The organism is Actinoplanes regularis, from assembly GCF_900188005.1.
GTDB classification, from domain to species: Bacteria; Actinomycetota; Actinomycetes; order Mycobacteriales; family Micromonosporaceae; genus Actinoplanes; species Actinoplanes regularis.
This window is the reverse complement of sequence record NZ_FZNR01000026.1, coordinates 1-25,428: the sequence shown is the minus strand read 5'-3', so window position 1 is coordinate 25,428 and position 25,428 is coordinate 1. Positions and strand designations below refer to the sequence as shown.

The following is a 25,428-nucleotide window of genomic DNA, read 5'->3' as shown; positions in this document are numbered from 1 at the left end:
CTCATCGGTACGACGGACGGGGGCGGGCCAGGCTCGTCGCCGTCCGCGCGGTGCCGGCCACCAGTGAGCCGATCGCGACGCCGAGGATCATGTTCAACCCCGCGGTGTAGAACTGCGCGCCCCGGCTCGCGTCGGTGACGAACGGGCCGAGCATCCCGACGACCGTGGCCAGCCCGATCACCCAGCCGAAGAACCGCATCGGCCGGGGCGTGGTGAGGATCAGCACGTGTACCAGGCCGGTGGCGGCCAGCGCGCCGAACGCGGCGCCGAGTGCGTACCACCCGGTGCTCGCGTCACCCCAGGCGCCGTCGCCCTTCGGCGCCAGTACTTCGATGTCGAAGATCCCACGGCCGAGCAGGATCCCGGCGACGGCGATCAGGGCCGCCACCACTGCGGTGGCGCCGCCGCCGGCCCATAGCTTTCCGGCGTTGACGACTGGTTTCACAGGTTCGGAGGTCATGCGGTTCTCCTCGGTCACGGTCGCATGGAGCTACCGCGCCGAGAATCGCCGCACCCGCCGCCCACCGCCTCATCCAGTGGGGATGACTGACCTCCGGCCTGATGACCTGGCCGACGCCGGAAAGAACAGCCCGCAACACCGTCGCCTCCACGGTCTCGTCACCGGCGGGGCCGGGCGAGACAGTGGATCATCGGCCCGCTGCTGAAGTCTAAGCGATCGTGACCGTCCCGGCGGCGAGTTCGGCCGCGTAGCACCCGGTCCGCCCGGGCTGGTCACGACAGGTCCGGGTTCCCGCGCGGATCCTCCGACAGGCAGGATGCGCGCGGCCTCGCCGAGATGATGCCCTGGCCATACACCGGATCGAGCGTCACCAGCCACCGTCGAAGAATGCCAGCAGCGCGGGCGCCGGATCGGCCGCCACGGAGGTATTCGCCACCGTCAGCACCATCGCCGACAACGACAGCAGGACGGTGACGACACCGGCGGCCGCCCACAGCCGCCGGCGCCGGCCGACGCGGCGGCGACACCGCCCGAGCGCAGGAACGCCGAGATCATGCCCTTGACGAGGTGGAACCTCAGCCCGTAGTCGACCACCCGCTGCAGGGCCGGCGAGAGATCCCGCTCCCCCGAACCCCAGTAACCCGCGAAGGCAACTTCGAAGGTAGTGCCAGCTATACCAACACGTCCCCAACGGCCGCCGGTTACTTCCGCGGGCCGTCCGCTCCCGGGTTGAGGTTGACGATCGCGGCGTTCAGGGCGGCGGCGAACAGCGTCCAGGCCACATAGGGCGCGAGCGCCGCACCCGCCAGCCGGTCCGCCTTCGCCGCCCGGCGCAGCAGCACCAGGTTGGAGACGTTCAGGGCGGCGATCTCCGCCAGCGCGGCCCTCGGCCGCCGCGCGCGGAAGAACAGCGCGGTCCAGGCCGCGTTGAGAACCAGGTTGATCCCGTACGCCCGGCGGAACGCCCTCCGCTGCGACTCGTCCCCGTGGTTCAACGCGCGGGTCCCGGCCACCGCGATCAGCGCGTACAGCGGAGTCCACACCGCCGGAAACGCCGCGGCCGGCGGCTGCCAGCCCGGCTTCCGCAGCGCCCGGTACCACCGCGACGACGGATCGGTGGCGATCGACCCGGCCCCGGCCGCCGCGACGACGGCGGCCGAAGCCTTCACCCACGTGGGAACGGTCATGCCCGCAGCACCGCCGACCCAGGAGTCGACAGCCGCCGGAAACGATGGCTCGGCAGGTTCACGCTTGATCGCCTCTTCTCCTCCGCCCCTGACTACCCGCCCCGGTCCCCCGCAAACAGGAGCGCGCCGCCTGGGCCTCGCGGGGCAAGAGCACAATGCAGGCGTGACGAATGAAGGGCTGGTCGGGCGGGTCGGCACGGTGTTCACCGCGATCCGCGGTGGCGAGCGCGCGGGAGAGGTGCGCCTGCTGGTCGCCGGGATCGCGCACTACTACCTCGCGTACGCCCCGGTGCCCCTCCCCGCCGGCACCGAGGTGCTCGTCATCAACAGCCGTGGCGCGCGCCAGATCGACGTCGAGCCATGGCCCGCTGTGCCGCCGGGCGAGATCACCCGCGGCGTCGAAGAAGGGCTGTAGAAGTGTTCGGTTATCGAGTGCCCGCCCCCAACGAGGCGTTGCTGATCAGCGGCCGGAAGCAACGGGGCGCGGACGCGTTGCCGTTCAAGATCGTCACCGGGCACGGCGTCTACGTCCTGCCCGTCTTCTCCAAGGCCAGCCGGCTCACCCTGGCCATGCAGGAGGCCGAGGTCGTCGAGGACTGCTACACCAAGCAGGGCCTGACGCTGGCGGTCCGCGCGGTGATCGCGTTCAAGGTCGGCGACGACCACGAGTCGATCGCCGCGGCCGCCCGGCGGTTCCAGGGCGACCAGGGCCAGATGCCCACCCTGGTCGGCCGGATCTTCTCGGGTCACCTGCGCAGCATCATCGGCAGCATGACGGTCGAGTCGATCATCCGCGAGCAGCAGACCCTCGCGGACGCGATCGTCGACGCCAGCAAGCCGGAGATGGCGCGGATCGGGCTCGCCGTCGACTCGCTGCAGATCAGCAGCATCGACGACAAGGGCGTCGGCTACATCAAGGCGCTCGCGGCGCCGCACCAGGCGCGGGTCAACCAGGAGGCGAAGGTCGCGCAGGCCGCCGCCGACCGGGCGAGCGCGATGGCCCAGCAGGAGAGCATCCGGCACCAGGCGGAGTACGCCCGGCAGACCGCGATCGCCCAGGCGCAGTACCAGGCCGAGATCGACCAGGCGCAGCAGACGGCGGCGCAGGCCGGCCCGCTCGCCGCCGCCCGCGCCACCCAGGAGGTGATCGCCGAGCGCGCGTTGGTGGCGCAGAAGAACGCCGAGCTGCGCCAGGCCGAACTGATCGCCGAGGTGGTCCGCCCCGCCGAGGCCGAGGCCGAACGGATCCGCGCGCTGGCCCGCGCCGAGGCCGACGCCACCAAGCTCTCCGCCGAGGCCGCCGCGGCGCAGGACCGGATCGCCCTCGACCAGGCGATCATCGACAAGCTGCCGGAGATGCTGCGAGCCGCCGCCGAGGGCCTGCGCGGCGCCAACCTCACGGTGCTCGACGGCGCCGAGGGGCTCAACAGTGTGGTCGCGTCCCTGGCCTCGCAGGGTATGACAATGCTCGAGACGATCCGCAGCGGCATGCGCGTCGAGCCCACCGTCCAGCCGGGCAACGCGGTGGCGCCGATCAGTCCGAAGTCCGTCGCCTGACCGACCCGGCCCGGCCGTGCGATCACGGCCGGGCCGGCGACGTGATCCTTTCGTGAGGCAACCTTCACCGTGCCTCGCCCCTGCGGCCTCTAGCGTCGCGAAGGTGCACATAGGACAGCGGACCGTCGCACTGCTGATCGCAGCCGTCGCCGTGCTCGGCCTGACCGGCTGCTCCCCCGAACCCGATCCCTACTTCGCCCTCAGAATGACGGACGGCAAGCCCACCCTGCTGATCGCCGAGTGCGCCCTGACCAGGATCGACTACATCTCGATCTGGGAGCGCGGCGGGACCGGCGCGAGCGGCACGGCGAGTCCGGAATGGCAGGTCGACTCGCCGCTGCGCCCGATTCCGTCGACCACCATCAAGACCAGCGCCGTTGACGCTCCCGCCCAGGTCACCCTGCTCGAGGTGCCGCCGGGCTGGTTCACGCAGAAGGACACCCTGCGAGAACTGCGGGACGGCACCGAGTACTACCTCTCGGGCGGCCTGGCCAACGTCGGCTCCCTGTCCTTCACCCTCGCCCAGCTCAACGCGCTGGCCCCGGGCGACGTGCTGACCAGCTTCCGGAAGAAGCAGGTCGTCACCGAGCAGACGTGGCGCGACAAAGCCTGTTCATGAGGGCGGGCCCACCGGTGCGGCGTCGCGACCGGCCTCGCGGTTCACGCCCGTCGTGCCGAGCGGCTCTTCCGGACGCGGACCGGCGGCCGGCGCGCGGCGCAGTTGCAGGACGATGACCGAGGAGAGAACAAGCAGGCCACCCGCGTACTGGAGGGGGGTCAGGGACTCGCTCAGGATCACGGCGGCCAGGGCGGTCGTGACGACCGGTTCGAACGTCGACAGGATCGCGGCGGTGGACGGGCCGGTGCGGCGCAGGCCGGCCAGGAACGTGAACATCCCGAGCACGGTCGAGACGAGCGCGATGCAGGCCAGCCAGAACCAGCCTGCGGGCCGGAAGCCGACATCGAGGCCGCCGGTCAGCGGGGTGTAGACCGCCAGGGCCACGGCCGCGCCGGCCATCACCAGGGCCGACATCAGGGTCGGCGGCAGGCGGTGGACCACGGTGTCCGAGACGAGGATGTACGCGGTGTAGGTGAGCGCGCAGCCGAAGCCGAGCAGCGCGCCGAGCGCGTCGAAGGACATGCCGCCGGTGCCGGCGAGCACGAGCAGGGTTCCCGCGGAGGCCGCCGCCAGGGCCACGCAACGGCGGGGTGTCAGCCGGTCCCGGCCGAGCAGGATGGCACCGACGGTCACCAGCAGCGGATACGTGTAGAGGATCAGGGACAGCAGCGAGGCGCTCATCCGCTGCAACGCCGTGAAGTAGAGGCCGGCCTGCAGGGCGTACCCAAGAACGCCGAGACCGAGAGCGGTGACCACCGCGCGCCGATCGACGAACACCGACCGCCGGGTCCTCGCCGCCGCGGCGGCGAGGATCGCCGCGGCCAGGGCGAACCGGACCAGCAGCAGCATGCTGGGTGAGACGCCCGCCTGGAACGCGAGCTTGCCGAAGATCGCCATCGCGCCGAAGCACGCCGCGGAGAGCAGGCAGAGAAGTGGACCCATGGCTGAGAGCTTGACGGTACGCAACGATCAGGTCCAGTGATGATTGCTGGACCTGATTCGTTAGAATTTGTGCATGGTCGAGTTCGATCTGCGACGGCTCCGGTTCCTCCGGGAGTTCGAGGAGCGGGGCACCCTGGGAGCGGTCGCGGCCGCGCTCGGGTACAGCCCGTCCGCGGTGTCGCAGCAGCTCGCCGTGCTGGAGAAGGAGGTCGGCGCGCGCCTGTTCGAAAAGGCGGGCCGCGGCGTGCGGCTGACCGACGCCGGTGCGCTGCTGGCCCGGCACGCACGGGTGCTGCTGGCGACGGCCGAGGCGGCGACCGCGGACCTGGCCGCCCTGGGAGACGAGGTACGCGGCACGGTACGGGTGAGCGGGCTGCAGTCCGCGGCCCGGCGGCTCCTGGTGCCGACGGCGGCACGGATGATGGCCGCGCATCCCCGGGTCCGCATCGAGGTGCACGAGCTCGAACTGGAGCAGGCCCTGCCCGAGCTGCGCCTCGGCGCGATCGACCTGGTGATCAGCGACGAATACGACGGCCACCCCAGACCCAGGCCCGAGGGCCTGCGCTTCGAGATCGTGTACGAGGAACCGCTTCGACTGGTGCTGCCCGCGTCACACCCGCTGGCCCGCGACGGCGCGCCGGTCCCGATCGCCGGGTTGCGCGACGACGTCTGGATCGCCTCCAGCGCGGGCACCGGGCAGCACCTGATGCTGGTCGGGACGTGCCGCTCACTCGGCGGGTACGAACCCGACCTGCGGCATTTCGCGTACGACGCGGAGGTGCAACTGGAGCTGGTCCGGTCGACCGGGGCGATCGCGTTGCTGCCGGGGCTGACCCTGCCGGCCGGCGATCCGGCGCTGGCGATCCGGGACGTGGCCGAGGCGAGCGTGGGACGGCGACTGGCCGTGCTCACCCGGGACGGGCAACAGGCGCCCGCCCTGACCGCGTTCCTTTCCACAGTGCGGGAACAGGCGCGTGCCCTGAGCCGGGACGTGTGAAATCTTGGGCGCATGTCGAAGCAGCCTTTCGCCGAAACCCCGCCACCGCCGTACGTCGCGGTGATCTTCACGTCCACCCGCACGGACGGTGACAACGGGTACGCGAGGATGGCGGAGGCGATCGAGGAGCTCGCTCGTGAGCAGCCGGGATATCTCGGGTTCGAGGCGGCGCGGGAGGACATCGGGATCGCCGTGTCCTACTGGACGGATCAGGAGGCGGCCCGCGGCTGGAAGCAGGTCGCGGCTCATCTCGTGGCCCAGCGCCGCGGCCGCGAGACGTGGTACCAGGACTATCGGGTCCGCGTGGCCACCGTCGAGCGCGATTACAGCATGGAGTCGTCACAGTTCTGACCGGCCTGTCGCCCTGAAGTCGATCGCGGTCAGCGCGCCCTTGAAGTCGATCGCGGTCAGCTCGTCTAGAAGTCGATCGCGGTCAGCCAGTCGCCGCCGCGCAACGGCCGGTATCCGAGACCGCCGGCGAGCGCCCGGACGACGGCCGGCATGTGCGCGGCGCCGTAGACCACCGCCACCTCGACCGGCTCGTCACGGCGCTCCGCGTGGATCCGCTTCAGCTCGGCGACCAGCAGCTTGTCGCGGTCGTCGAGGAAGACCCGGTTGATCCAGGCGATCCGCGTGAACCGGGGCTCGCTGTCGTCGCTGATCTCGAGGTTGCGGCGCAGCAGCCAGTTCCGGCCGCCGACCGCCATGGTCACGGTCAGGTACGGCACCAGGAAGAGGAGGTCCAGCCAGCCGGTGACCGGCAGCCTGTCACGCCGTCGCGGCTGCGGGTCGCCATCCGGCCAGACCGTCGGGACGCCCAGCGAGCGGTAGTCGATGTCCTGATGTACGAGTTCACCGGCCTGCCGTTGCAGGGTCAGCCGCATCGCCGTGAGATAGGCGAGCCCGGTCGAACTGGGACCGTCGTAGGTCTCGGCGACGACCAGGTGGCAGCCGGTCAGGCGGCGGGTGATCTGCCGGTAGTAGTCGGAGCGGCCGATGTGGATCGTCGGGATGAGCACGAACCGCAGGGGTGCTGCCCGGTGCGCGAACGTGATGACGGACGAGCGGACACCGAACATGCTCACCTCGGTCAGCTGCATGACGCCTCCCCCGTGAGAGTGACCTCAGGGTAGGAGCGACTCGCCATCACGGCCGTCCTCGCAGTCCTGACCGGCCTCACAGCCCTGACCGGCCTCACGGGCCTGACCGGCCTCACGGGCCCGACCGGCCTCACGGGCCTGAGCGGCCGAAAGTGTCAGGGGCGGCCCGTAGCCTGTCGACGTTCGAGCACGATCTCGGAGGAAGGGGCTGGGCATGGCTACGTTCGTCCTGATCCACGGCGCCGGTGACGTCGGCTGGTATTGGCATCTCGTGACTGCTGAGCTGCGGGCTCGGGGTCATGACACCGTCGCGCCGGATCTCCCCTGCTCCGACGACGCGGCCGGCCTTCCCGAATATGTGGACACCGTGGTCGACGCGATCGGCGACCGGACCGATCTCGTCGTCGTCGGGCAGTCGCTCGGAGGCTTCACCGCGCCGCTCGTCTGCGACCGGGTTGCGGTGGACCTGCTGGTGCTGGTCGCCCCCATGATCCCCGCCCCGGGCGAGGCACCCACCGATTACTGGACCGCGACCCGATACGGCGACGAGGCCCGCGACCAGTACGACGACACGATCGACCTGTTCTACCAGGACGTCCCGCCCGAACTGGCCGCCGAGGCCCTGCGCCGGGCGCCCGGTCAGTCCACGACCCGGATGGCCGAACCATCACCGATGCTGGCCTGGCCCGACGTGCCCACACGGGTCCTGAGCTGCCGCGACGACCGGCTACTTCCCACCGGCTATCTTCGGCGCGTAGCCCGCGATCGGCTCGGCATCACTCCGGACGAGATGGACGGTGGGCACACGCCCGCACTGAGCCGCCCACACGATCTCGCAAACCGCCTCGACGCCTACGCCGCCGAACCCAGCCTGCTCCACCGATGAAGCCCTGGCCACTGAAGTCCACTCGGTTCTCGGTGCTGCCCAAACCAAGAACCGGTTCAGCGAAATCACGCCCCAGAACCGGCTCAGGGAAATCACGCCCCCAGAACCGGCTCAGGGAAATCACGCCCCCAGAACCGGCTCAGGGAAATCACGCCCCCAGAACCGGCTCGGCGAAATCACGCGCGAGAATCCATGCGGAATGCCAACCCTCGAGCTGGCGCCCATGCTCCTCAACCACCGCGACACCACCACGCGACCCAGCCCAAGCACGACGGCTGGACCCCACGATGCTCACCCCAGCCACGACACCACCACCCGACCCAGCCCAAGAACAACGGCTGGACCCCACGGCGCTCACCCCAGCCACGACACCACCACCCGACCCAGCCCAAGAACAACGGCCGGACCCCGCGGTGCTCTGCACTCCCGCAACCACCACTCGTTCCAGCCCAGCCACCACCACTCGTTCCAGCCCAGCCACCACCACTCGTTCCAGCCCAGCCACCACCACTTGGTCCAGCCCAGCCACAACGGCTGGTTCCGGTGGCACTCACACCGCCGCGACACCACAACTTGATCCGGCCCGCGTTCGGCGGTGGAGCTGATTGGTGGCGTCGCCGCTGGCGATGCAACTGCAAAGCCAGCGAAGGTCAGCTGACCGAAAGCGGCGGTAGCAACCCGGCCCCGGAACGGCGGCCGGCAGCGCACCCAGCCAGCGGTAGGTTGGTGATCATGGTGGGCTGGAGGATTCGACCGGCTTCGGCGGCGGACGTCGAGGCTGCGGCCGAGTTGCGAGCCGTGGTGCTGCGGGCGGATCTGGAGCGGCTCGGCCGGTATGACGAGCAGCGGGTCCGGCAACGACTACGAGACGGGTTCGCGCCGGCGCACACCTGGGTGATCGAGGTGGACGGCGTGTTCGCCGGATGCATGGCACTGCGACCGGCCGCGGACGCGTACTGGCTGGAGCACTTCTATCTCATGCCACACCTGCAGGGCAGCGGCATCGGGACAGCAGTGCTGCGCGACCTGCTGGAGCGATGCGATCGTGACGGCACGCTGGTCCGGCTCAACGTGCTGCGAGGCAGTCCCGCTCAACGGCTCTACCAGCGGCACGCGTTCACGGTCGAGACCCAGGATCCGGTGGACGTATACATGGTGCGGCAACCTGCCCGCGGCCCTGTGACCTGACCGACGCCTAACAGCCCGACCGAACACCCGATCACCCGACCGATGCAACGGCCGGACCGACACCCAACCGCCCGACCGACACCCAACAGCCGGACCGACACCCAACAGCCGGACCCACACCCAACAGCCCGACCCACACCCAACAGCCCGACCCACACCCAACAGCCCGACCCACACCCAACAGCCCGACCCACACCCAACAGCCCGACCCACACCCAACAGCCCGACCCACACCCAACAGCCCGACCGACGCCTGACAGCGCGAGCGGCTGGTGTGCGCACCGTCCCGGCGCCAGCCGCGGTCCGGCTCTTAAGGTGGAGCGCATGGTGAGCGCCGCGGAAGCTTTGCAGGTCGCTGGGCGGCTCGGGCCCTACTTCGCCTGGGAGCCGTGGGACGGGGATCCGGCGTGGCTGCCGCTGACGGAGCTGCTGGATGAGCGGGTGGTGACGAGGCGGGTGGAGATCGCTCGGGACACCCTCGTACGGATGGCTGGTCTTGATCGTGCCGCGATCGGGGAACGGGAAACCGCGTCGATCACCTTTCTCGGGATCGCCTCGCGGCTGTTGTCGCCGCTGCTCGGCGCGGCGGCGGCCGGTGGTGCCCTCCCGCTGCCGGACCTGGACCGGCTGTGGTGGCGGCCGGTCCCAGGCGGTCCGATTCCGATCGCTTACCGTGAGCTGACCGCAATGCCGTGTGCGGAGGAACCGGCCGGAGCCGTCGCCGCGCGGCTCACCGAGACCGCGACGATCGCCCTGGTCGAGCCGCTGCTCGAGACATTCCGCATCCGGTTCGCACTGTCGCCGCAGGTGTTGTGGGGCAACGTGGCGTCCGCGCTGGGCGGAGCGGCCGGGATGATCGCCGACGCCCTGCCGGAGTGCGCGGGCCGGGCCGCGGAGATCGTCGAGGGGACGCTGGCCACGGCGCCGCTGCGGTCCTCGGCGGAGCTGGTCCGGCCGGATCCGGCGCGGGAACGATGGTTCCTGGTGCGCCGCAACTGCTGCCTGTATTACCGCATTCCCGGGGGCGGGACCTGCGGAGATTGTGTGCTGACACCGCCCGCCGACCGACAGCGCCAGTGGCGGGCAGTCCTCAACCGACTACCAGCAATACCGCCTGCCGGCTGAATTCGGCTGGCGTTCACAGCGGTACCGAATCTCCCGTAGTCACCACCAGCGCCAGCCACCGAACCGAGCCGGGGCCCACACACGCATGAGAACCACCATCCGCACCAGCCACCGAACCGAGCTGGAAACCAGCCAGGCATCAGAACCGCGGTGGTCACTTGGACGGGACGATCAGCTGCCGGCGGGGGCCGGTGACACCGGGACCGGACGCTTCCGGCCACCCACGACGCCGATCACCGTGTCGATGGCCAGGAACGCCAACAGTGGCACCCCGAAGAGCGGAAGGAACCAGCCGACCGCGAACACCACCGGCACCCCGACCGCGATCCCCCAGGGCGGCAGCTGCTGCCACGCGTGCCGCGCCGGCGGGGCCCCGACGGCGGCGCGCCGGTCGGCACGGGTGGGGCGGCGCTGCCACCACATCCGGTAACCCCAGACGATCACGCAGATCAGTCCGAATGCGAGAGCCGCCAGCAGGAGCTGGTTGGGCAGGCCGAACAGGTTGCCCATGTGAGCGTAGATCCCCCACTGCGTGAGTTTGGCCAGCAGCGGCCAGTCCGCGAAGTCGATCCGCTCGATGATCGTGCCGCTCGCGTCCACCGCCACGCTGTCCCGGCCGACCGGCCAGAGAGCACGAGTCTGGGTGACCGTCCACGCGGTCGCGGCGTCGGCCGGGACGCTGATCGACACCGGACCGTCCAGCCCGGCGTCGCGGGCCGCGTGGTAGACGGTGGTGAGGGCGGCCGGGTCGACGCCGCCGCCGGGGCCGCCCGGGGCCGCGCTGTCGTGATGCCCGCCGCCGGCGGGGGCCGCCGCGCCGGTCAGGCTGGTGGAGACCGCCGGCCGGCTGGCGTCGAGCGAGTCGATGAGCGCGCCGAAGTTGCCGCCCGCATAGGTGGACCAGGTCAGGCCGGTCGCGGAGAGGAAGAGGAGGCCGACGGCGATCCAGATGCCGGTGGCGGCGTGCCAGCCCAGGGTGCGGCGGACGCCCTTCTTCGCGGTCAGGTCCGGGGTGAGCAGGCGGCGGGCGGTGCGCTTGCCGCGCTGCCGCCGCCACCAGAGGATCACACCGCCGAGCGCGAGCACCCACAGCCAGCTGGCGGCGAGTTCGGAGTAGAGCGCGCCCACCTCGCCCAGGTGCAGGTTGGCGTGCAGGTTGTCGAGCCAGGCGTTGAGCGGTGTGGCGGCCCACCAGGTGGTGAGCTGACCGGTGACCTTTCCGGTGAACGGGTCGACGTACACCGTGTGCTGGTGGTCCGCGTCCAGGGACGGGTCGCTGAAGTCGACCTGGGTGGTGTCGGCGTCGGCACCGGAGCGGGCCGAGGAGGCGCCGGGGCGCACCGCGAGCAGGGCGCCGGCCGGGTGGGCGGCGCGGGCCGAGGCGACCTGTTCGGCCAGGGGCAGGGCCGCGCCGCCGGTGCCGTTGACGGTGAGCTCGGTGCTGTAGACGATCTTCTCCAGCTGCGGGGTGAAGGCGTACAGCATCCCGGTGATCGCCGCTACCAGCAGGAACGGGGCGACGAGCACACCGGCGTAGAAGTGCAGGCGAAGCAGCAGCGGGCCGAAGCCGAACGCCGCTGCGCGGGACTGCGGGGTCGGCGGGGCGGTCGGCGGGGCAGCGGTGGTCATCGGCGCTCCGGTCGGTGGAGGTGGTGATCGGGGGTCGACGCGTTGGTCGACTACCGGAGCCGATTGGTTCCCGGCGTTTTCCGCCGTCGTCTCAGGACCAGGAATCCGGCCGCCACGACGACCGCGGCGCCGAGGCCGATCAGCGGACCGGCGGACGGCCCGCCGGACGCGGCCGCCGCCACGCTCACGGTGGTCGACGCGGCTGCGGGTTTGCCCGGATCGTCGAGATTGAAGGTGTACGACCCCTGCACGGCATGTCCGTCCGACGAGACCACCCGGTAGGCCACCGTGTACGGGCCGTTCGCCAGGTCTTCCCGCAGCGTGACGACCCCGGTGGCGCCGTCGACCTCCGGTTCCCCGGTGGCCACCCGCCGCCGGGCACCGTCGGAGACCACGATCGTGGTGAAGTCCGGGTTGAGCCGCTCGGCGAAGCGCAGCGACACCGCGCGCGGCGCGCCGGTGAGCACCGCGTCGGCCGACGGCTCGGCGGCGAGCAGCCGGTTGTGCGCCCACGCGGGCACCCCCGGCAGCAGCACCACGGACAGCACTGCGGACAGCAGCGCCACCACGACAGCCAGGCGCTTCACGACAGCACCGCTGTCACCACGGCGAGGCGCTTCACGACAGCACCTCCTCGCCGACCCAGCCGCTCGCGGCACAGCCCGGCGGGATCGCGAAGACCGCCGACCCGATCGGCGTGATCCACTCGTTGAGCAGGTCCTTCTCCGCGAGACGCTGCTGAATGGGCAGGTACTGCCGGACGATGTCGGCCTGGTACGCCGCGAAGATCAGTCCGCTGTCCGGCTGCCCGGCCGCGTTCGGCGCCTCGTCGTAGTTGTACGGCCGGCGCAGGATCTTCAGCGCCGGCTCGGTGACGTGCGCCCGGGTGACGTGCGCGTGCTCGGGCATCGACGGCAGCCCGCTGCCGTCGAGCGCGGCGAAGTCCGGTTCGTCGTGCTCGTTCGTACCGCTCAGGGGTGCGCCGGAGATCATCCGGCGGCCGACGGCGTTCTCCTTGTCGCCGACGCTGAGCAGGTCCCACTTCTCGATCTCGGCGCGGATCCGCCGCAACACCAGCGTGGTGCTGCCGTCCGGGCGCCACACCGCGGCGTCCAGGACCGCGCCGGTCGGATTGGCGGTGCCGTCGAGCTGACCGAGCACGTTGCGCTGGGTGAAGCCGGTCCGCTGCACGCCGGGACTGCGGCGGAAGCCACGCTGCACCCAGCGGACCGCGGCGAACGGCCGGGCGTCCTTGATCAGCATGCGCTGGGCGTGGGTGACGGTGAGCGGGTCCTCGGCGCAGATCTGCAGCAGCAGATCCCCGCCCGACCACTGTGGCCCCAGCCGGTCGACGCGGAACGCCGGCAGGTCGGTGACCGGACTCTTCACGCCGGCGGCCCGGTAGAGGCCGGGGCCGAACCCGAAGGTGACCGTCAGCCGGGCCGGGAGGACGGCGAGCTCCGCGTCGGTGTCGCCCAGCGCCGGCTCACCCCGGGTCAGCCGGGCGGCGTCGTCGGAGAGCAGTCGCATCATCCGGCCCAGTGCCCGCCGGTCGGTGCCGGCGGGCAGGGTGAACGCCACGAACGCGGCGTGGGCCGGCGGCTCGGTCGTGACGCCGCTCTGGCGGGGGCCGTGGTAGGCGACGGTGGCCGTACCGAAGTCCGCAGCGGTGTCCGGCGGAGCGGGTGCCGCCCGGAGGGAGGCGACGCCCAGTCCACCCGCGACCGCGCCGGCACCGGCGCCGAGGGTTCCGCCGGCGAGGAGGTGACGGCGGCTGAGCGTCACGGCGCCATGCTCGCCATCGCCGATGGGGCGTAGCTCTCCCCCGCTCCGGCGAACGGCTTGGCGACCGCGCTGAACGACACGGTGCCACCGTCGCCCAGCGTCAAAGTGAACTTCAGCTCGTCGCCGGGCCTGATCGCCGCGGACGGCTTCATCAGCATCAGGTGGTCACCGCCGGGCGCGAGCACGTGCGTGCCACCGGCCTTGATCACGAGACCGCCCGCCCTCGGGCGCATCACCATCGCGCCGTCCTGCATCGCCATCTCGTGCAGTTCCACCGGCGACACCGGCGAGCTGGCGCCGACCACGGTCACGTCGCCGCCCGTGTTGTTGACCAGGGTGCCGAACGCCGCGGTCATGCCGGAGTCGACGGCCTTCACCCAGGGATCCTTGACGGTCAGTGCGGCGGCGGGAGGGGCTGCGGGGACGGCGGTCGCGGTACCGGTCGCGGAGTCTCCACAGGCGGCGAGACCGCCGGCGACGAGTGCGGCAGCCACGACGACGATCGTACGAAATCTCATCATTTGATCTTTCTTGTCGGGATAGTCATATCGATAGTCGCCGCCCGGCGCCGATCAGTTCCCGGAGATTCAAGACCCACGCTGAAAGCACGCCGCGCCCGTCCATCATGGACAAGGTCCACGTCGGATGATCCTGAAGCGGATCATCTGCTACTGTCTCTTGTGTAGGTCGACGAGCACGCCCAGCCCCGAAAGGACCCCTCCAGATGAGCGACAGCGACCACGGCCCGGGCCAAGGACCCAGCGCCCGCCCTCTCACCGATCAGGAACTGGTCCAGATCCTCGGCAAACAGCAGTTCGGGGTCCTGGCGACCGTCAAACGCGACGGCCATCCACACCTGGCTTCGATGGTCTTCGTCTGGGACGCCGAAGAGCGGGTCATCCGGTTCTCCTCAGCGGAGGGACGCGTCAAGGTCACCCACCTGCGCCGTGACCCGCGGGCCACCCTGCACGTGCAGGGCGACACCGTCTTCGCCTACGCCGTCGCGGAGGGCGAGGCACAGGTGTCGGAGCCGAGCGCGGAACCCGGCGACCCCACCGGACGGGAGCTTCTCGCCATGATCGGCGGCCTCGACGAGGCGGCGGACGAGGCGGCGTTCCTCGAGCAGATGACGAAGGACCGGCGCGTGGTGATCAGGCTCCGGGTCGCCCGCCTGTACGGAACCGCCCTGGACGGACCCGCGAACGCCTGACCGGCCGATCAGACCAGGAAGTCGCGCAGCAGCCGGCACCGCGCCGGATGCCGCAGCTTCGACATCGTCTTCGCCTCGATCTGCCGGATCCGCTCCCGGGTCACCCCGTAGACCTGGCCGATCTCGTCGAGGGTCCGCGGGGTGCCGTCGACCAGCCCGAACCGCAGGCGCACCACCCCGGCCTCGCGGTCGGTGAGCGTGGCCAGGATCGCGTCGACCTCATCGCGCAGCAGGGTGTGGCTGATCGCCTCGAGCGCGACGACCGCGTCCTCGTCCTCGATGAAGTCGCCGATCTGCGCGGTGTCGCTCTCACCGCCGATCGACTGGTCCAGCGAGATCGGTTCCCGGGCGTGCTGCTGGATCTCCAGCACCTTCTCCGGGGTGAGATCCATTTCGCCGGCCAACTCGGCGACCGTCGCCTCCCGGCCCAATTCGTGCAGACAATCGCGCCGGACCCGGACCAGCTTGTTGATCAATTCGATCATGTGAACCGGGATGCGGATGGTTCGCGCCTGATCGGCCGTCGCCCGGGAAATGGCCTGACGAATCCACCACGTCGCGTACGTGGAGAACTTGAAACCCTTGGCATAGTCGAATTTCTCGACCGCGCGGATCAGACCGACATTACCTTCCTGGATGAGATCGAGGAATGGCATGCTGCGCCCGGCGTGCCGTTTCGCGATGCTCACCACGAGCCGCAGGTTCGCCTCCAGCAGGTGGTCCTTCGCCCGGTCCCCGTCCCGCGAGACCAGGTGCAGATCCCGCACCAGGTCCGCGGGGAGCACGCGTTCACCCTGGTCGTGGGCGCGCAGCAGCTCGGTCGCATAAAGCCCGGCCTCGATGCGTTTGGCGATCGCGACCTCCTGCTCGGCGGTGAGCAGCGGGACCCGGCCGATCTCCCGCAGATAGGCGCGGACCGGGTCGGCGGAGGTGACAGCCTTGGCCTCGGCCCGCGCTCGCAGGACGGCCGCGGAATCCGGCTCATCCCAGGAGAATTCGTCGTCGCCGGTGCGGATCTCGCTCGCCGTGGCTGTCATTGATCAGCTCCTGGATGGTCTCGTGGCTTCGCAGGCGGAAATGTGCACCGCGGAGCGGCCATCTGGTCTTCGGCGAGGAAACCGAAGTCCGCCCATTGTAGCTGCTCAACTACGAAAAGTACGGCGTCGGCAGGCGGATGATTATCCGAGCGGATTGACGCGGCGACCCGCTGTCCGAGCCGCGCCGCGCGGCGCCGATCGGGCGGAAGACACGGGTAGTGGGCGAGCGCGGACGCGCCCTATCGTCGGGGCATGGTTCCGACGAGATTCGGCGCGGACCGGGACTGGAGCGAGCGCGCGTCCCGGCCGTTGCGACTGCTGGCCGGGGCGGGAGCCCGGCCGACCGCCGCGGAGATCTCCGCGCTGGAGACGGGCCTGAACCGGCGGGACGAACCGGCCGCGGCACTGATCCGGGCCGTGCGCGAGACGCCGGGGCTGACCGTCCGCGATCTGCACCGTACGGTCGCGGCGGGACCGTACGACGACGTACCGGAGCCATTTCGAACGTTCTTCTCCGCGGTCCTGGACCGGCCCGCATGGGTTGACGACGATCTTCTCGAGCGGGGAGCCGAGGCCTGCCGGGCCTTCGGGATGGACGCCGGGCTGGTCCTCGCCTACGGGTCGCTGCTCGGCGGCTACCGGACCGGCGCGGCCCTCGAGCCGCTGGTCCGGACCGGACGCCTGACCGGCGGCGAGACGCTGCGACGGATCCGGGAGACCTCGCTCTGGTGGCGGGCGGTCACGGCGCCGGGCGGGCTGGCGCCCGACGGCGCGGGATTCCGGACCACCTTGCACGTACGGGTCATGCACGCCCTGGTCAACGCCCGGCTGGAGGCCGACCCGAGCTGGGACCACGCGGGCCGCGGACTCCCGATCAACCAGTACGACCAGGCCAGCACCCTGGGCGTGTTCTCGACCAGCTTCCTGCTGCACCTGCGCCTGCTCGGGGTCCGGGTGTCCCGCGCCGACGCGCGGGCCGTGATGCACCTGTGGTGTTACGTCGGCTGGCTGCTCGGGGTCGACGACGCCTGGCTGCCGCACACCGAGCGGCGCGGACGCCGGCTGCTCTACCACTTCCTCTCCTACGACCCGCCGCCGGACGGGAACAGTGTCGCCCTGGCCCGGGCGCTGATCACCATGACCGACGAGGTGACCCACGGCTGGCGGCGGGTCTACGAACGGGAGCGGGCCCTGTCGGTGAGCACGTGGCTGCTCGGCCGCGCGGCGATGCGGGACCTGGGGCTGCGTAGCCGTCCACCGTGGTACGGCCTCGCCCGGATCACCGCGAACCTGCTGATCAGCCAGGGTCTCGGTCGCCTGCCCGGCGGCCGCGGGATGCTGCTGGCCCGCGGCGAGCGCCAGGCCCGGGCGCAGTTCGCGCGCTGGGGCACGCCGCTACCGGACAGCGAGCCCGGACACCACGACAGCCCGCCGGCCACCACGCCCGGACACCGCGACAGCCCGCCGGCCACCACGCCCGGACAACGCGACAGCGCACCGGCCATTTCGCCCGGACAACGCGACGGCACACCGGGCAGCACCGCGGGGCACCGTGACGGCAGGATGACGGCATGACAGGGACAGACAACGATGGACGGCGGCTCAGCGGGCTGGTGGTCGGCTCGCTGGTCGCACTCGGCTTCGGCACGGGGTTCGTGATGGCCAACAGCGGGGGCCTGCCGAGCCCCTGGCCGACAGTAATCCGGATCGCCGGGGCCGTGGTCGCGATCGCGCTGCTCGTGACGCTCTTCCGGGTGGCCCCCTCAGCGCCGGCACCCCGGCAGGGCGACGTCGCCGGGTTCACCGACCGGCGGTACCTCTACACGGTCGCCGGCGAGATCGTCGCGCTGTTCGGCGGGCTCTACGTGATCAACCAGATGCTGGACGCCCCGGAGGTGGGCGTCGCCTGGGTTGCCGTGGTGGTCGGTGTGCACTTCTTCCCGCTGGCGAGGGCCTGGCGAATGCCGCTCTACAACTGGCTGGGCACCGCGATGACCGCGCTCGGGGTGGCCGGCTTCCTCGCCCACGCGCTCGGCGCCTCCGACGGCACGGTCGGGCTTATCGCGGGGGTCGGCTCGGGCGCGGCTCTGTACGCCACGGTCGCCGCCGCGATCCAGGACACCCGCACCCGCGCCACCCAGAACGCATACGGCAACCAGCAATAAACTTCAAAATCCAAATTTCTCGGTACGACCGATGGAGCTCACTGGCCAGGCCTCTCGGCCACGCCCCGTGACATCACCCCTCCACGGCCGGCCCCGGAGTGCTGTCCGCCGTCCCGTTACCACCCCTGGATCCCGGAGCGACCTCGGCCGCCCTGACAGGACGCCAGGGGCCAGCCGCGTCGCGGGTTATCGCCCGGGGCCCCTGGTCGTGGGCTTCCCGCTGGCCGTGAGCGTCGGATCCGGCGATCAACAGGCCGTCCTGCCGTCTCGGGACAGCCGCCTGTCCGGGACCTGACCTACCCCCGATCGCACTCAAGGAAGTCGATCCGTTGCGGGGAGTGAAGATCACCCCCTGCCGCACGAAAGTCGTGGCCCAGACCTTATTGACCCGTTATCGGATCGATAAGGTACGGTCCCTGATCAAAGCTCACGGGGAGGTTTGCGAATGGCTGACATCAGTTGGGCACGCCGGATGGACGCGATCACCGGCGGGGCCATCGTGCTCACCGTCGACGCGGTCGTGTTCCTGATGACAGCGCTGGTCGGAGCGCCGTTCGTGCTCTTCTTCCTCTCCAGCGGGGACGATCCGCTCGGTCCGCTCTGGCCCCTCGCCACCGTATGGGTGGTCTCCGCCGTACTCGGCTCGGCCGCCGCGGCCGCCGCGTTCCTCATCGGCGCCCGGAACACCCAGCGGATCCGTCAGGCCGGCGCCGTGACCGCGCTGGCCGCCGCGGCGGCGACCGTGACCCTGGTCGCCACGTCGATCAGCGAGTCACCGGTGCTGGCCGCGGTCAGCGCGCTGTTCGCCGCCGCGAATCTCGGCGGGGCGAAGCTGCTCGCCACCCCGGAGCCGGCCGGAGCGGAGGCACCGCCGGCACTGCCCGACGCGTTCCTGCTCGCCGCGCCGCTCGCGGAGGCCGAGGTCCGGACCCGGGAGACCATCGAACTCCAGGTCCGCCCGCAGCCCACACCGTCGGACGAGCCTTCGGAAGAGTCCTCGGACGAACTCTCGCAGGAGCCCGCACAGGAACTTCCCGAGAAGCTCTCACGCGAAGTCCTGGAAGCGCCCGCAGAAGAGCTTCCGGAAAAGCCCGCACAGGAGCCTTCGGACGAACCGCGGTTGGAGCACTCTCCGGTCCCGGTGCTCCCTCGTCCCCGGCGGCCACGCGGACCGGCGGCCACCCGCACCCTGGCCGGCATCCAACTCCCGCCACGCGCCCGCCGGACCCACCCCAGCCGGGGCTGACCAGCAAACCACCTCACCCCGGCCGGCACCCAACTGCCGCCACGCGCCCGCCGGACCCACCCCAGCCGGGGCTGACCAGCAAACCACCTCACCCCGGCCGGCGCCCAACTCCCGTCACGCGCCCGCCGGACCCACCCCGGCCGGAGCTGACCAGAAAGACCGAAGCCGAACAGAGGACCGGAACAGGTCAGGAGCCGGCGCGCCGCTCCGGGAGCCCGCGGCATGCGGGCCGACCCGGGCGCCGCCGGCGACCGGACCCGGGCCGGCGGTCCGAGCATGAACGGCTGGTCACACCGTAGTCACGACCGGACCCTGTGGACCAGACGCGCGATGGCTTTCCGACACTCCGACGCGCCGGACCGCCCCTGCCCTGTCGATAAGGACGATCAGCAGAAGGAACGCGGCGATTGCCGTGGCCGTGCGGAGGTAGTGGTAGATCTCCCACCGCTGGAGAAGTTCGGCGTGGTCAAGCGGCAGCGAACTCGCCGACCACGTCTTGATCCTGCCGTTGATCGGCACGTTGCCGAATCGGGTGACCAGCAGCGACGTGAGCGCCAGCGAGCCGGCTCCGGCGGCGTACCCGCGGGCGGCGCCGCGCAGGGTGATCGCGAGCCAGAACGAGCTGAGCAGGCTGACCGCCATCAGCGCCTGCATGAAGATGCCGTTCATGTGCATGAGAGCGGTACGGAATTGCAGGTGGACGTCGAGCGGAACCGCCTTGAAGGTCGGCACGACCGAGACCACCGCGTAGGCGAAGGCGCCGGCGAGCAACCCGGTGGACAACAGGGCGACCCCTCGCGCGAGGCGACCGGCGCGGTGACCACCGGCGTTGACCAGGTAGGAACCGACACCGAGCACCGCCTCACCGGCCCGGCGAAGGTTCGTGGACTCCGCACCAGCCATCGCGCTCTGCCGCCTCCGGCGGCGTGACAGCACCCATCGGCTCAACCCTTCCATCGTCGCCCCTCCCCCTCTGCCGGACAGCCGAACCACGTCAGTCGTCCCGTCAGGCACACCGTAGCGCAATCTTCTCCGTCGAGAAATTCTCTCGCGAGACTATCTCGTTTGAGTAGACTCGGCGTCGTGCGTGATCCAGACACCGTCGGCACCGACATCGGCCGCCTGCTGGCCCTGGCCCACAAACGGGCCACCAACACGTTCGCCCACGCGCTCCGGGATCTGGATCTCGACGGCCGCCTGTTCGGCGTGCTGAGCACGCTCGCCCGCATCGGCCCCGCGACACAGGCGCGCCTGATCGTCGAACTGCACAGCGACAAATCGGTGATGCTGCGCGCCGTCGACGATCTCGAACGGCTCGGCCTGGTCACCCGCGAACCGGTGCCGCACGACCGCAGGGCACGGGTCGTCGTGCTCACCGAGGCCGGTCACCGACGACTCGTCGCCGCTACCGGCATCGCCCGTCAGGTCTCCGCGGAGCTGTTCGGCTGGATGAGCGACGCCGAGCAGAACGTACTGCGAGATCTTCTCGAACGGTTCGTCGGCAAGGATCTCGCCGGTCGCCCGTCCGGCGACTGATCGAGACGCTTCGTCCGGCCCAGGGTCCGGGCCGGTTCACCAGCTGCCGGAGCCGCCGCCGCCGTCGGAGAAGCCACCGCCGAAGTCGGAAGAGCTGCTGGAGCTGGACGAGGAATCGCTGGACGAAGAGCCGCTGGAGGAGAACGAGTCGTACGTGCTGGCGGCGAGAAAGCCGGCCGACGCGGCAGCGCCGTCCGCGGCGTGGGAGCGGTCGGCGGGGTGGTGGGGGTGATCGGCCCAGCCACGCACCCGGGGGCCCTTGGCGCCGGCCGGCGCGGGGGCCCGCCGGGACCGGGCGCTCAGCAGACCGATGCCGATCAGGCCGACGAGGGCGAGCCCGGCCACCGGCAGCCAGGAGGGTGCGCCACTGCCGCCGGAGACCTCATCGTCGTACAGCGAAATGTCCTCGGTCCCGGCGAGGTCGGTGCCGCCGGCCTCGGCGGGCGCGAGGCCGGCCAGCTCGGCACCGGTCGCGATCTTGTGACCGATGTGGCGGCGGACCTCGTCGAGCCCACGCAGGATGCCGTCGGCATACCGCTCGTCGGCGAGCTCCGGGGTGATCACGTCGTCGACGATGCCGGCGGCGGCCGTGTCGTCGAGACGCCGCGCCATCCCGGTTCCGGTCTCCAGACGTACCTTGTGATCGTCGACCGCGACCACCAGCAGCACGCCGTTGTTCTTGCCGGCCTTGCCCACCCGCCACCGGTTGAACAGCCCGGTGCTCCACTCCTCGATGGTCGCGTCGCCGGTGGTCGGCACGACGGCGACCGCGATCTCGTCGGTGGTGACCCGCTCGTCGGCGCGCAGCACGCCGGTCACCCGGTCGCACAGCTCGGCGCCGAGCACGCCCACCTGGTCCACGCAGCGGCCGTGCGGGGCCGGGTAGGCCGGCGCAGCCAGGGCGGGGGACGACACGGCGACGACGAGGGCCGAGGCGGCGATCGCGGCGGCGAGGCGCGGGTACGCAGTCATACCGCCACTATGTCGGACCTGATCAAGCGTTGATATCCGAGAAACGGCCGCGCGCCGGTCAGCCGGTGAGATCCCGTAGGCGCCCGGAGATCGCCTCGGCGATCTCCGTCCGCCGGCGCTCGACCAGCTCCGTCAGCTCACCGATCTCATCCAGAGCGGCGGCCCGCTGCGCCTCGATGCCGGAAACCGCCTCGGCGTGCGCGTGCCGCGCGTCGGCGACGATCGTCGAGGCCCGCAGCTGGGCCTCGCTCACGAGCTGACCGGCCTTGGTGGTGGCGTGCTCCACCAGGGCCTCGGCCTCGCGGCGGGCCTCGGCGACATACTCGTCCGCGTTGCGCCGCGCCACCTCCAGCATGCGCGGATCGTCCAATCTGACCGGGGCCTGCGCAGCGCGGAGCTGCTCCAACTCGGCCTGCAGGGCGAGGGCGTGCTCCTGGGAACGCAGGCATTCCACCTCCAGCCGGCGGATCCGTTCGGCTAGGTCCTCATGGGTGAGCCGGTCACTCAGCGTGCGATTCTCCGCCGCCAGGCGGAGCATCTCGTCGGCCACATCGTCCAGGAACGCGTCGACGTCGTCCTCGTGGTAGCCGAGCCCGCCGGGGCGGGGCCGCCGGAACGCGGCGCTGTGGACCTCGGCCGGGGTGAGTGGCACGGCACACCTGCCTTCCTGTGCACGTTCCCACAAGATGGGTGGAACGCCGCTGATCGGATCGACCAGGTCAACGTCGTCAGGCAGTACACCCGGCCCCGGGAGCCAATGTCAACACCGGGTGTCCGTCAAGCCCCATTGGCGTGAGCCGCCGCCAGCACTTCACCGACCACCGTGAGCAGTTCGACGGACGTGAACGGCTTCTGCAGGATCGGGGTCTCCTGGTCGATGCCGTGCATGCGGCGCACCTCGGCGCCGCCGTAGCCGGACATGTACAGCACCCGCAGGTCGGGGCGCCGCAGCCGCAGGCGCTCGGCGAGGGCCGGGCCGGAGCAGCCGCGCATCAGGGTGTCGGTGACCACCAGCGCGACCTCGTTCAGGTCCATGCCGGCCAGCGATTCCTCGCCGAGGGCAGCCGCCCGGTAGCCGTTCTTCCGCAGGATCCGGAGCACCACATCCTGCACGTGCTCATCGTCCTCGACCACCATGATCAACTCGCCGTGGCCCTGAGCCGGCTCACGCGCGGCCTCGTCTTTTGGCGTCCCGTCCGACGCCACGGCCAAGGGCAGCAGGATGCGGAACGTCGTGCCGACCCCCGGCGTCGAGTCGACGCCGATCGTCCCGCCCGCGTCGCCGACGATGCCGTAGACGGTGGCCAGCCCCAGTCCGGTGCCCCGATCGCTGGGCTTGGTGGTGAAGAACGGCTCGAAGAGCCGTTCGCGCACCTCGGGGGTCATTCCGCAGCCGGTGTCGCTGACCGTGAGCCGGGCGTAGCGGCCGCGCGGCAGCGGGTCCGTCAGGCTGTCGCCGAGCTCCACGCTGTCGGTCCCGACCACCACCACGCCGCCGTCCGGCATCGCGTCCCGCGCGTTGATCACCAGGTTGAGCAGGATCTGATCGAGACGCCCCCGGTTGGCGCGGACCAGCGTCTCCCCGGTCGCCGGCCGACAGACCAGCTCGACGTTCTTCCCGATGGTGCGACTGAGCAGCTCAGTGGCCTCGGTGACCACCTGGTTCAGGTCGATGATCTCCACCTGGGTGGGCTCCCGCTTGGCGAACACCAGCAGTTGCGCGGTCAGCGACTTGGCCCGCTCGGCCGCTTTCCGGATGCGCACCAGGTCGTCGGCCCCCTCGCCGGTGACCTGGTCGGCGAGGAAATCAGCGTAGTTGAGGATGATCGCGAGCAGGTTGTTGAAGTCGTGCGCGATACCCCCGGCGAGTTGGCCGAGACTCTCCAGCTTGGCGGCGCGCGAGGAACGTTCCCGGACCGCCCTCTCCTCGGCCTCCCGGCGCTTCTTCTCGGTGATGTCACGTTCGGTGGCGGCCCCGGCGACCACAACGCCGTTCTGGTCGCGGATCGGCCAGACCGTGACCGACACCAGGATCGGCGTGCCGTCCTTGTGCAGTCTGGCAGTCTCCTCGAGGTGCACTTCCCCGCCGGCGGCGAGCTGTGCCAGCGCCTCATCGACGGCGGCCTCCCGCCCGGGCGGCAGGATGTCCGTCAGCCGGTGGCCGATCACCTCACTCGCGGACCAGCCGTACATCCGTTGCGCAGCGCTGTTCCAGGCTAGAACGACGCCGTCCAGGGTGCTCGTGATGATCGCGTCAGAGGACTGCTCGGCGACGGCGGCCAGCATCTCCCGCTCCCACGTCGCCTCGATCGACACCTGCAGCAGCCGCTGGTGATAACGGGCCAGACCACAGCTGATCACGGTGATGGCGACCACGACCATTAGCCGCAGCACCTGGTCGGCGGTGCCGTACAGGCCCTGCCAGGTCGAGATGGCGAAAGCGGCGGCAAGTGCGTATCCGCCGACCAGAAGCACGCCCAAGGGAGCGGCCGAGGTCACCGCAAGCGGGGGTCCGATCGCCAGTATCCCGAACAACAGCATCCGGGCCGGTTGCAACGCGACGAACACCCCGAGAACGGTCACCGTGATCATCGAAACCAGGACGACACGCGATCTCGGACGTATACGTACGCCCGAAATCGGTATCGCATGTCTCGGAACCATCTCCCGAAAGCGTAGTCGCGCCCTAGGAAGATTTTTCCAGGAGCAACGAAAGCGCAGGTGGGACGCTTCTTAGCGAAGGTTCACAGATCCCAGGGCGGCCTGGTCACGGCTGCCGGCCGGCAGACCACAACGAGAGGCAAGGCCATGAAGATCGCCGTCATCGGGGGCACCGGGCTGATCGGCTCGCAGGTCGTCGCGCTACTGAACGCGGGCGGGCACGAGGCCGTCCCGCACTCCCCCTCGACCGGCCTGGACCTGCTCAGCGGCGAGGGGCTGGCGGCGGCGCTGGCCGGGACGGACGTCGTGGTCAACCTGACCAACTCGCCGACCTTCGACGAGGCGTCCCCCGCCTTCTTCCGTACCACCATGAACAACCTGCTCGACGCCGCGAAGGACGCCGGGGTCGGCCACGCGGTCGTGCTGTCGATCGTCGGTGCCGACCTGGTCCCCGACCTGGTCTACTACCGGGCCAAGGTGCTGCAGGAGGAGATCCTGAAGAGCGGTCCGATCCCGTGGTCGATCGTCCGCGCCACCCAGTTCTTCGAGTTCGTCGACGCGGTGCTCGCCTGGACGGGCGACGCCGGCACGGTCCGGCTGCCGGCCACCCCGATCCAGCCGATGGCCGCCGCCGACGTCGCGCGGGCGGTCGCCGAGGTCAGCACCGGCGCCCCGCTCAACGGCGTCCGGGACATCGCCGGGCCGGAGGTCTTCACCCTCGACGAACTGGGCCGCATCACCCTGGAGGCCGAGGGCGACGAGCGTGCCGTCGTCACCGACCCGGCCGCGGGCATGTTCGCCGCCGTCCCCGGCGACGTGATCATCGCCAGGGAGGGCGCGGTCATCGCGAAGACGTCGTACCGGGAATGGCTCGCCGCCCGCTGACGCCACCGGGGAGCCCGTACGACCCGGGGTCGTACGGGCTCCGCGGTTCCTACTCGCCGGCCGGCACCGGGGCGCTCTTCTCCGCGCTGCGGAAGACCAGCTTGGACTTCTCGACGTTGGCCGGGTCGCCCTCGCAGTCCACCACCACGATCTGGCCGGGGCGCAGCTCGTTGAAGAGGATCTGCTCGGACAGGGTGTCCTCCAGCTCCCGCTGGATCGTGCGGCGCAGCGGCCGGGCCCC

General features: G+C 70.8%; 28 protein-coding genes and 1 pseudogene. 14 read left to right on the top strand and 15 right to left on the bottom strand.

The genetic code is table 11. The features are described 5' to 3' along the window. Position 1: 1 nt before the first annotated feature. Both CHC09_RS38840 and CHC09_RS38835 read right to left on the bottom strand, forming a co-directional pair. On the bottom strand, positions 2 to 460 hold the full coding sequence (locus CHC09_RS38840; RefSeq protein ID WP_089298350.1) for a DUF6069 family protein: 459 nt from the start codon (positions 458 to 460) through the stop codon (positions 2 to 4). A 701-nt stretch (positions 461 to 1,161) separates the two neighbouring features. After that, positions 1,162 to 1,647: a TspO/MBR family protein gene (locus CHC09_RS38835; protein WP_089298284.1), complete on the bottom strand. Its 486-nt coding sequence runs from the start codon at positions 1,645 to 1,647 to the stop codon at positions 1,162 to 1,164. Between the two features lie 163 nt (positions 1,648 to 1,810). Here CHC09_RS38835 and CHC09_RS38830 point away from each other — a divergent pair, with 163 nt between their 5' ends. From CHC09_RS38830 to CHC09_RS38820, 3 genes are all read left to right on the top strand, one after another. Beyond that, positions 1,811 to 2,062 (top strand): hypothetical protein, encoded by a 252-nt coding sequence (locus tag CHC09_RS38830; RefSeq protein ID WP_089298283.1) that lies wholly within the window; start codon positions 1,811 to 1,813, stop codon positions 2,060 to 2,062. 17 nt (positions 2,063 to 2,079) lie between these two features. Then, positions 2,080 to 3,204 (top strand): SPFH domain-containing protein, encoded by a 1,125-nt coding sequence (locus tag CHC09_RS48630; RefSeq protein ID WP_275407965.1) that lies wholly within the window; start codon positions 2,080 to 2,082, stop codon positions 3,202 to 3,204. A 103-nt stretch (positions 3,205 to 3,307) separates the two neighbouring features. Beyond that, on the top strand, positions 3,308 to 3,823 hold the full coding sequence (locus CHC09_RS38820; RefSeq protein WP_089298281.1) for a hypothetical protein: 516 nt from the start codon (positions 3,308 to 3,310) through the stop codon (positions 3,821 to 3,823). Here the strand turns inward: CHC09_RS38820 and CHC09_RS38815 are convergent. Next, positions 3,818 to 4,765: a DMT family transporter gene (locus CHC09_RS38815; protein ID WP_089298280.1), complete on the bottom strand. Its 948-nt coding sequence runs from the start codon at positions 4,763 to 4,765 to the stop codon at positions 3,818 to 3,820. The genes CHC09_RS38820 and CHC09_RS38815 overlap by 6 nt on opposite strands. A gap of 73 nt (positions 4,766 to 4,838) precedes the next feature. Between CHC09_RS38815 and CHC09_RS38810 the strand changes: the two genes are divergently transcribed. Both CHC09_RS38810 and CHC09_RS38805 read left to right on the top strand, forming a co-directional pair. Beyond that, on the top strand, positions 4,839 to 5,762 hold the full coding sequence (locus CHC09_RS38810) for a LysR family transcriptional regulator (protein WP_089298279.1): 924 nt from the start codon (positions 4,839 to 4,841) through the stop codon (positions 5,760 to 5,762). Positions 5,763 to 5,774: 12 nt separating this feature from the next. After that, positions 5,775 to 6,113, top strand: a complete 339-nt coding sequence (locus CHC09_RS38805; protein WP_089298278.1) for an antibiotic biosynthesis monooxygenase family protein — start codon at positions 5,775 to 5,777, stop codon at positions 6,111 to 6,113. A gap of 65 nt (positions 6,114 to 6,178) precedes the next feature. Here the strand turns inward: CHC09_RS38805 and CHC09_RS38800 are convergent, their stop codons facing one another. Beyond that, positions 6,179 to 6,862, bottom strand: a complete 684-nt coding sequence (locus CHC09_RS38800) for a TraB/GumN family protein (protein WP_089298277.1) — start codon at positions 6,860 to 6,862, stop codon at positions 6,179 to 6,181. A 214-nt stretch (positions 6,863 to 7,076) separates the two neighbouring features. Between CHC09_RS38800 and CHC09_RS38795 the strand changes: the two genes are divergently transcribed. Beyond that, positions 7,077 to 7,748 (top strand): alpha/beta hydrolase, encoded by a 672-nt coding sequence (locus tag CHC09_RS38795; RefSeq protein ID WP_089298276.1) that lies wholly within the window; start codon positions 7,077 to 7,079, stop codon positions 7,746 to 7,748. 354 nt (positions 7,749 to 8,102) lie between these two features. Here CHC09_RS38795 and CHC09_RS46850 read toward each other — a convergent pair whose 3' ends face one another. Beyond that, on the bottom strand, positions 8,103 to 8,315 hold the full coding sequence (locus tag CHC09_RS46850) for a hypothetical protein (protein ID WP_179277459.1): 213 nt from the start codon (positions 8,313 to 8,315) through the stop codon (positions 8,103 to 8,105). A gap of 165 nt (positions 8,316 to 8,480) precedes the next feature. Here CHC09_RS46850 and CHC09_RS38790 point away from each other — a divergent pair, with 165 nt between their 5' ends. Together CHC09_RS38790 and CHC09_RS38785 are read left to right on the top strand one after the other, a co-directional pair. Continuing rightward, a complete protein-coding gene (locus CHC09_RS38790; protein ID WP_089298349.1) occupies positions 8,481 to 8,936 on the top strand; it encodes a GNAT family N-acetyltransferase in 456 nt (151 codons plus the stop codon). A 324-nt stretch (positions 8,937 to 9,260) separates the two neighbouring features. Beyond that, positions 9,261 to 10,061 carry a (2Fe-2S)-binding protein gene (locus tag CHC09_RS38785; RefSeq protein WP_089298275.1) on the top strand — a complete coding sequence of 267 codons (801 nt, stop codon included), beginning with the start codon at positions 9,261 to 9,263 and terminating at the stop codon, positions 10,059 to 10,061. 171 nt (positions 10,062 to 10,232) lie between these two features. On the opposite strand, the gene CHC09_RS38780 is transcribed toward CHC09_RS38785, so the two are convergent. Genes CHC09_RS38780 through CHC09_RS38765 form a run of 4 tightly spaced genes read right to left on the bottom strand, consistent with a single transcriptional unit; the run spans position 10,233 to position 13,996 of the window. Beyond that, positions 10,233 to 11,690 carry a PepSY-associated TM helix domain-containing protein gene (locus tag CHC09_RS38780; protein WP_089298274.1) on the bottom strand — a complete coding sequence of 486 codons (1,458 nt, stop codon included), beginning with the start codon at positions 11,688 to 11,690 and terminating at the stop codon, positions 10,233 to 10,235. Between the two features lie 50 nt (positions 11,691 to 11,740). Further along, a complete protein-coding gene (locus CHC09_RS38775; RefSeq protein WP_089298273.1) occupies positions 11,741 to 12,277 on the bottom strand; it encodes a copper resistance CopC family protein in 537 nt (178 codons plus the stop codon). 31 nt (positions 12,278 to 12,308) lie between these two features. Beyond that, positions 12,309 to 13,475: a Dyp-type peroxidase gene (locus tag CHC09_RS38770; protein WP_089298272.1), complete on the bottom strand. Its 1,167-nt coding sequence runs from the start codon at positions 13,473 to 13,475 to the stop codon at positions 12,309 to 12,311. Next, complete coding sequence (locus CHC09_RS38765; RefSeq protein ID WP_089298271.1) at positions 13,472 to 13,996, bottom strand: copper chaperone PCu(A)C; 525 nt, start codon at positions 13,994 to 13,996, stop codon at positions 13,472 to 13,474. The genes CHC09_RS38770 and CHC09_RS38765 overlap by 4 nt, the downstream gene beginning before the upstream one ends. 203 nt (positions 13,997 to 14,199) lie before the next feature. Between CHC09_RS38765 and CHC09_RS38760 the strand changes: the two genes are divergently transcribed. Then, positions 14,200 to 14,685 carry a pyridoxamine 5'-phosphate oxidase family protein gene (locus tag CHC09_RS38760; RefSeq protein WP_089298270.1) on the top strand — a complete coding sequence of 162 codons (486 nt, stop codon included), beginning with the start codon at positions 14,200 to 14,202 and terminating at the stop codon, positions 14,683 to 14,685. 8 nt (positions 14,686 to 14,693) lie between these two features. On the opposite strand, the pseudogene CHC09_RS38755 reads toward CHC09_RS38760, so the two are convergent. Next, positions 14,694 to 15,689, bottom strand: a pseudogene (locus CHC09_RS38755) (RNA polymerase sigma factor); the annotation flags it as partial. Between the two features lie 285 nt (positions 15,690 to 15,974). On the opposite strand from CHC09_RS38755, the gene CHC09_RS38750 reads away from it, so the two are divergent. The 3 genes from CHC09_RS38750 (at position 15,975) to CHC09_RS38740 (ending at position 19,133) form a co-directional block, all read left to right on the top strand. After that, positions 15,975 to 17,297, top strand: a complete 1,323-nt coding sequence (locus CHC09_RS38750; RefSeq protein WP_089298268.1) for an oxygenase MpaB family protein — start codon at positions 15,975 to 15,977, stop codon at positions 17,295 to 17,297. Then, positions 17,294 to 17,887, top strand: coding sequence for a hypothetical protein (locus tag CHC09_RS38745; RefSeq protein ID WP_089298267.1), 594 nt, complete (start codon positions 17,294 to 17,296; stop codon positions 17,885 to 17,887). Before CHC09_RS38750 ends, CHC09_RS38745 begins: the two co-directional genes overlap by 4 nt. 445 nt (positions 17,888 to 18,332) lie before the next feature. Next, positions 18,333 to 19,133, top strand: a complete 801-nt coding sequence (locus CHC09_RS38740) for a hypothetical protein (RefSeq protein WP_143232817.1) — start codon at positions 18,333 to 18,335, stop codon at positions 19,131 to 19,133. Positions 19,134 to 19,421: 288 nt separating this feature from the next. Here CHC09_RS38740 and CHC09_RS38735 read toward each other — a convergent pair whose 3' ends face one another. Continuing rightward, positions 19,422 to 20,090, bottom strand: coding sequence for an anthrone oxygenase family protein (locus CHC09_RS38735; protein WP_239138816.1), 669 nt, complete (start codon positions 20,088 to 20,090; stop codon positions 19,422 to 19,424). A gap of 126 nt (positions 20,091 to 20,216) precedes the next feature. On the opposite strand from CHC09_RS38735, the gene CHC09_RS38730 reads away from it, so the two are divergent. Beyond that, positions 20,217 to 20,669 carry a MarR family winged helix-turn-helix transcriptional regulator gene (locus CHC09_RS38730; protein ID WP_179277458.1) on the top strand — a complete coding sequence of 151 codons (453 nt, stop codon included), beginning with the start codon at positions 20,217 to 20,219 and terminating at the stop codon, positions 20,667 to 20,669. A gap of 36 nt (positions 20,670 to 20,705) precedes the next feature. On the opposite strand, the gene CHC09_RS38725 is transcribed toward CHC09_RS38730, so the two are convergent. The 3 genes from CHC09_RS38725 to CHC09_RS38715 all read right to left on the bottom strand — a co-directional run bounded on the left by CHC09_RS38725 (position 20,706) and on the right by CHC09_RS38715 (position 24,233). After that, complete coding sequence (locus CHC09_RS38725; protein WP_089298263.1) at positions 20,706 to 21,641, bottom strand: TPM domain-containing protein; 936 nt, start codon at positions 21,639 to 21,641, stop codon at positions 20,706 to 20,708. A 58-nt stretch (positions 21,642 to 21,699) separates the two neighbouring features. Then, positions 21,700 to 22,293, bottom strand: coding sequence for a DivIVA domain-containing protein (locus CHC09_RS38720; RefSeq protein WP_089298262.1), 594 nt, complete (start codon positions 22,291 to 22,293; stop codon positions 21,700 to 21,702). A gap of 125 nt (positions 22,294 to 22,418) precedes the next feature. Beyond that, positions 22,419 to 24,233 carry a hybrid sensor histidine kinase/response regulator gene (locus CHC09_RS38715; RefSeq protein ID WP_239138815.1) on the bottom strand — a complete coding sequence of 605 codons (1,815 nt, stop codon included), beginning with the start codon at positions 24,231 to 24,233 and terminating at the stop codon, positions 22,419 to 22,421. Between the two features lie 216 nt (positions 24,234 to 24,449). On the opposite strand from CHC09_RS38715, the gene CHC09_RS38710 reads away from it, so the two are divergent. Next, the gene (locus CHC09_RS38710) at positions 24,450 to 25,187 is read left to right on the top strand and encodes an SDR family oxidoreductase (protein WP_089298260.1); all 738 of its coding nucleotides are present in this window, start codon (positions 24,450 to 24,452) and stop codon (positions 25,185 to 25,187) included. 49 nt (positions 25,188 to 25,236) lie between these two features. Here CHC09_RS38710 and CHC09_RS38705 read toward each other — a convergent pair. Next, positions 25,237 to 25,428 (bottom strand): hypothetical protein (locus CHC09_RS38705; RefSeq protein ID WP_143232816.1); only part of this gene is annotated, 192 nt, incomplete at its 5' end.